Source organism: Sphingomonas ginsenosidimutans, from assembly GCF_002374835.1.
Classification (GTDB): domain Bacteria; phylum Pseudomonadota; class Alphaproteobacteria; order Sphingomonadales; family Sphingomonadaceae; genus Sphingomonas; species Sphingomonas ginsenosidimutans.
The window spans coordinates 1-4,900 of sequence record NZ_NWVD01000033.1 but is presented as its reverse complement, the minus strand read 5'-3'; the positions used below and the strand labels follow the sequence as shown (position 1 = coordinate 4,900).

The following is a 4,900-nucleotide window of genomic DNA, read 5'->3' as shown; positions in this document are numbered from 1 at the left end:
CGGCTTCAAGAGCGGTCCCCGACACCATGGCGAAGAGATCGGACCAGACCGCTTCGAGGGTTTGGACGACCGCCTCCCGGACTGGGAAATCGCTTGTCGATATGGGGGCAGGTCCGATGGAAAAGCCGGCAAGATCGAGCCCGGCGAGTTGATCGGCGAATGACGTGTGCATGGGGAAGTCCTCCTGACTGACGTGAGGCCGACGCACCCGCTCATGGCTGCGCCAGCGAGAGCCCGTCAGGGTCAGCATTCAGGCAGGGTTGCGCACCCGTCAGGGGGAACCCGGCTTGGCGGGCTGGCGCGGGCAGGCCTTGAGCCCAAAGGGCGGAGGCCAACACGGGCCCGACCAAGCCGGGTTGCGCAAGACTGGCGGCTGGCCCAGGGCCTCTCTCGCATGGCGCCAGGCCATGGGCGGTCGGAACAGGTCCATTGGCAGGGGCACGCCCTATGCCTCATCCATTCACCGCCCCGGCTCGGCTCAAGCCGCTCGCTTGGCGTAGACACCCTCTCCGTTCGACATATGCCCGAGACAGTCATAGTCGCCGAACACGGCATCGAAGCGGGATGCGATTTGGGACAACCAGCGCTGTGCGCGGGGTGAACGTGCCGTGCGCCAATCGGCGTCCCAATAGGCCCCGTCATCGCGTTCGACGATCCAGACGGCCACCAGCCCGCCGTAGACCGATACGCCGAAATCCGCATAGGCATTGCGCATGAGGATCCGATCCTCCCGGCCGCGCCAGCCGTCATACGGGATCAGCGACGGGAAGGCTCGGCCGGCCCGCTCGCGCAGGTCGTCACGCAGCCACTCGTATTCGAATTCCCAGTCGTCCTCGGCTTCAACCTCAAGAACCGTGAATGCGACGATTGCGCCGCTGGGATAGCTGACCGATCTGCCCATGACACCCTCCCTCAGGCCGCGAGTGCAGCGCCGTCTGACGCGTTATCGAACTGTTCGGGCATGACCCTACCACCGAGCTTTAGCAGCAGGGTCGAAGCCTCCTCGGCCTTGGCCGCAGCCGTCAGGATGGCGCGATCGTCATCCTTCAGAAGCTTGAGCCAATGCTCAATGTAGCTCGCGTGGCTGTCGAGGTGCGTGACGGGCAGGCCCAGCTCAGCGCCGAGCATGGCGCTCGATAGCTCGGCTACCAGTTCTTCGGCGGCATAGGCCGCCGTGCCGAAGCGGTTCTTGAGATCACGCCCCAGGCGGCTGGCATGGCCGGTCCAGTGCGACAGCTCGTGGGCGAGCGTGGCATAGTAGTGGTCGAAGCCGGAAAACAGGCTGGTCGGCGGCATCGTCACGCGATCCGCCGTAGGTTCGTAATAGGCTTCAGAGCCTTGGTGGCGCAGATTGACGGGGATGGCGGCGAAGAAGGTATCAAGTTCGGCCTCGCGCCCTTCAGGCTCGACCAGATCCAGGGTTGCAGCCGGATGGAAGCGCTCGGGCAGACCTTCGACCTGATCGGCATTGAAGACCGGATAGGCCTTCAGCACCCGGCGGGCCTCGTCGGTCTTTTCGCCGGTCTCGGGGGCTTCCACCTCCTTGGTGTAGCTCTTGTAGAAGATCGCGATGGTCGACTTCTCGCCCTTGCGGACCTGGGCGCCGAGCGACTTGGCCTGATTGTAGGTCATCCAGAACGGGGAGGCGTAGCCGCACATGTCGGCAACCATCCAGAGCCAGAACACATTCATGCCGCGGTATGGAATCCCGCAGGCCCGCAGGGGCCGCGAAACGGGCACACCGCGCCACGGCTTGATCCATGGTTTCGTGCCAGCCTCCAGTCGAGCGATGATTTCCTGGGTTATGCGGGTGGCGGGCGACAAGCCGCCGCTCTGCCCTTTGCGATAGGCCATGATGGTTCTCCTGATCTTGGCATCTGGACAATCGGCGACGGGTTCGCCGGTCAGTGCCACAGGGTCCCGAGCCCGCTCTGCTCTCCTTCCAAAAAGGAAGCGGCCCTCCGGCGTAAGCCGAAGGACCGCTTCTCGAGGTGCGAGTGGCCTTGCCTGTCAGGAGGAGGTCAGGCGGCCAGCTCGCGGGGGGACTGATGTTCGGTATCGACGCGTGGCTCAGCGTCAGTGGCGTCAATCTTGGGCTCGCCAGCCTCTGGCGCGGCGGAAGCGAAGCGCATGACCTCAGGCACCCAGGCCAGAGCCTTCTCGCGCACCTCGACTTCGGTGATGTAGGTGCCAGCGAAGACGCGCTCGGCACTCATCGCGAGGTCGCCCTTCTTGACCGCAGCAAAGCGCGAGGAGAGCTCGAGACCGCCGACGCCGGTCAACGCGTCGAGGATCACCTGCTTCGACACTCGGTCGAAGTAGTTGGCCGCAGTCGGTCGCCACCACTGCGCCATGTCGATGCCGATCAGGCTGCCGAGGTGGTCGTGAAACGGCAGCTGACGCTCGCCCGCCATGTTGAGGCTCGCCTCGAGCGACCGGGCAACGACATAGCCAAGCCAAGCGGCACGGCTGTCATCGGACAGCGCCCGGAAGAGGTCGAAGCGGGAAGTCGCATCGGTGCCCGCGCGCCAGCTTTCGTCGAGACCAGACCTGAGCTCGGCAAGTGCGCTGCTGGCCGGAGCATCCTTGGCTTCGAAGCCAATGATCGGACCTGCCGGAAGAGGCGCACGCAGTGTGGTCGCAGCCCGCGTCCGCCAATCGTGCGTATCGGCATCAGCCAGCGTGAAGACCATGACGTCGAGCGCCAGCCCGGGGTCAGAGGCGACATGCAGCGCAAGGACGTCGCGGCGCTGCATGGCGAGCTCGTCGACCAGGCGCTTGGACAAGGTGGTCCGGCGCTTGTCCGAGCCATCGTCCGCCGGAACGACTTCGATCCCGCTGTCGGCTTCGGCAGGTTCAGCCTGTCGCTCGCCGTAGAACACGGGCTGGAGAACCGGCGTGCCATCGCGCGAGAGGACCAGGATCATGCCCGCTTCGGCCTTGAGTTCGGCCGCGATGACTGGCGGGCGTGCGCGGATTTCCTGACACTCACGTTCGATGGCCTCGATCGCCGCTTCGGCCGCCGCCACGGCTTCCCCGGCACTATCCTCGTCCTCGAGGATCGCCGCATGCTCGTCATAGGAGGCATCGAGCTCATCGAGCCTCGCCAGTTCCGCCTCGGTGAGCGGCGCCGGTTCGGCAGGAAGCCTGACCAACCCTTCGACCAGATCATGGCTGGCATAGGGATCGAGCGTGGGCTTGACCCAGGCGAGACCCTGCTCGGCTGCGACCGCCTTCGCCTGTTCTTCCATCTTCGCCGCCGCGAGGCTCTCGAGCAAGGCGACATCGACCCAGGATTCGCTGTCGTCGTCATCGAAAAGTTCGCGTTCGATGCGGCCGCCAGCGGCGATGTAGGTATCGCGACCAACGAGCCGCGCGCGCGGATCGCTGCCCCGGACGGTCCCGGAGAGGACCATGCGCCGGATACTGTCCGAGTTGGGCGCATAGTAGGCTGAGGAAACTTGCTCGAAGACGCGAGCCTGGATTTCCTGGTCCGAAGTCGCACCGAACGCTTTGGCAATGTCGAGAGTGATTTGACCCGATGCCAGAGCCTCGAACACGACTGGCGCAAGCGTCGCGAGGCGCAGACGACCCTCGACGAATCGGACGGTCAGGCCGAAGCGGCGCGCAACATCCTCGACGGTCGCACCGCCTGCCACGAGCGCGGCAAAGGCTTGTGCTTCATCGGCGGGGTTCATTGCGAGGCGGTGGAAGTTCTCCGCGAGGCTGGTCTCGACCGCGGCTTCGGCGCTGTCTTCGAGCACGAGGCACGTGACTTCGTGATCACGCGCGAGGATCTTATCGTCGGCGAGCGCGAGCATTGCGCGGCGGCGACGTTCGCCGGCTTCGACCTCGAACTTGCCCTTCGCGGCAGGCCGGACGATGAGGTTCTGCAGCAGCCCATGGGCAGCGATGCTGGCCTTGAGTTCGGCATCAGCGGCTGGATCGTCGTGACGGCGGACATTGCGGGGAGATTGAACGAGCTTGTTCAGCGGGATCGACTTGATCATGGGACACACTCCTGATTGTGAGCCAGGTGCATCGACCATCGACGCCCATTTGGCTCAATCAGGGCAAAGCCCCCTCCCCTCTGATGCGTTCGCAGCGGACCTTCTGATGAGCGCGGAACAATGACGAATGACTATGTGAGCAGACGGTCCAGAACGCCCGCTTGAAGCGCGCGAAAAAGAATAGCCGCCATTCGGATACGTAGGAGCCGAGGGTGGAAACACACGACCAAAGATAGCCATTCGTGTCCGTTCAGATGAACCTCCAGTCCTGCCGAACCTGCCTATTTGCCCCGTCAGATTGGAAGTCCTGGAATGCGCCACAGGCCCCTCGATCACCGAACCCATGCGTCAGCGTTGTTGATAGGTGCTACATGTAGAAGCTGTAGCTGACTTGGGGCTTCTCAGCCGGGCTGACGTATTTCATGATGTCGCCGATCTTGCGTGCGCATTCGAGAGTGATCGGCAGACGGCCGTCCATCTGAGTATTATTCCAGTTCATCTTGGTTAGTCCGAGTATCTCCTCGCAAAGGCTCTCGAGAGACGAGTCTTGTTCGTAGACTGTAATTTTCAGAGGCTTGGGTACGTAAGCGCCGGGATAAGTCTTATAAAAATCGACGGTACCGCGGGTGTATAGCAGGCCCTCCGTTTCGGTGATGGAGAGCATGGTACCACGCTTGGGCGGGTAGTCGCCGTCACCGAAGAGGCGAATGTCAGTGTCGGTTATAGCGACGAAATCCTTGGCACGTATACCTTTCTCGTCGAGGGCGCGCAGAAAGCCCTTGCGCTCACTGTCGCGGAAGTGACTTGACTTGTGAATTACAATCCGAGCCGGCATGTGCTGGAGGGCACGGTCGTATTCGTCCAGCGCGTCGCGCAAGAGTTCGTACGCC

4 protein-coding genes and 1 pseudogene are annotated in these 4,900 nt (G+C 63.3%); all 5 read right to left on the bottom strand.

The annotated features are described in order from the left end of the window. Nucleotides 1-172 (bottom strand): annotated as a pseudogene (locus COA17_RS19775) (chromosome segregation ATPase); the annotation flags it as partial. 306 nt (nt 173-478) lie between these two features. After that, complete coding sequence (locus tag COA17_RS18385; protein WP_096614332.1) at nt 479-901, bottom strand: hypothetical protein; 423 nt, start codon at nt 899-901, stop codon at nt 479-481. 11 nt (nt 902-912) lie between these two features. Continuing rightward, nucleotides 913-1,854 carry an ArdC family protein gene (locus tag COA17_RS18380; protein ID WP_096614330.1) on the bottom strand — a complete coding sequence of 314 codons (942 nt, stop codon included), beginning with the start codon at nt 1,852-1,854 and terminating at the stop codon, nt 913-915. A gap of 167 nt (nt 1,855-2,021) precedes the next feature. Beyond that, entirely contained in the window at nt 2,022-4,010 is a 1,989-nt protein-coding gene (locus tag COA17_RS18375) for a ParB/RepB/Spo0J family partition protein (protein WP_096614328.1), read from the bottom strand. Nucleotides 4,011-4,377: 367 nt separating this feature from the next. Further along, the coding region (locus tag COA17_RS18370) for an argonaute/piwi family protein (RefSeq protein ID WP_483881753.1) at nt 4,378-4,900 on the bottom strand (523 nt) is incomplete at its 5' end.

Coding starts and splice junctions, on each gene's coding strand:
- COA17_RS18380 (WP_096614330.1), bottom strand. CDS start 1,854: ATGGCCTATCGCAAAGGGCAGAGCGGCGGCTTGTCGCCCGCCACCCGC.
- COA17_RS18375 (WP_096614328.1), bottom strand. CDS start 4,010: ATGATCAAGTCGATCCCGCTGAACAAGCTCGTTCAATCTCCCCGCAAT.
- COA17_RS18385 (WP_096614332.1), bottom strand. CDS start 901: ATGGGCAGATCGGTCAGCTATCCCAGCGGCGCAATCGTCGCATTCACG.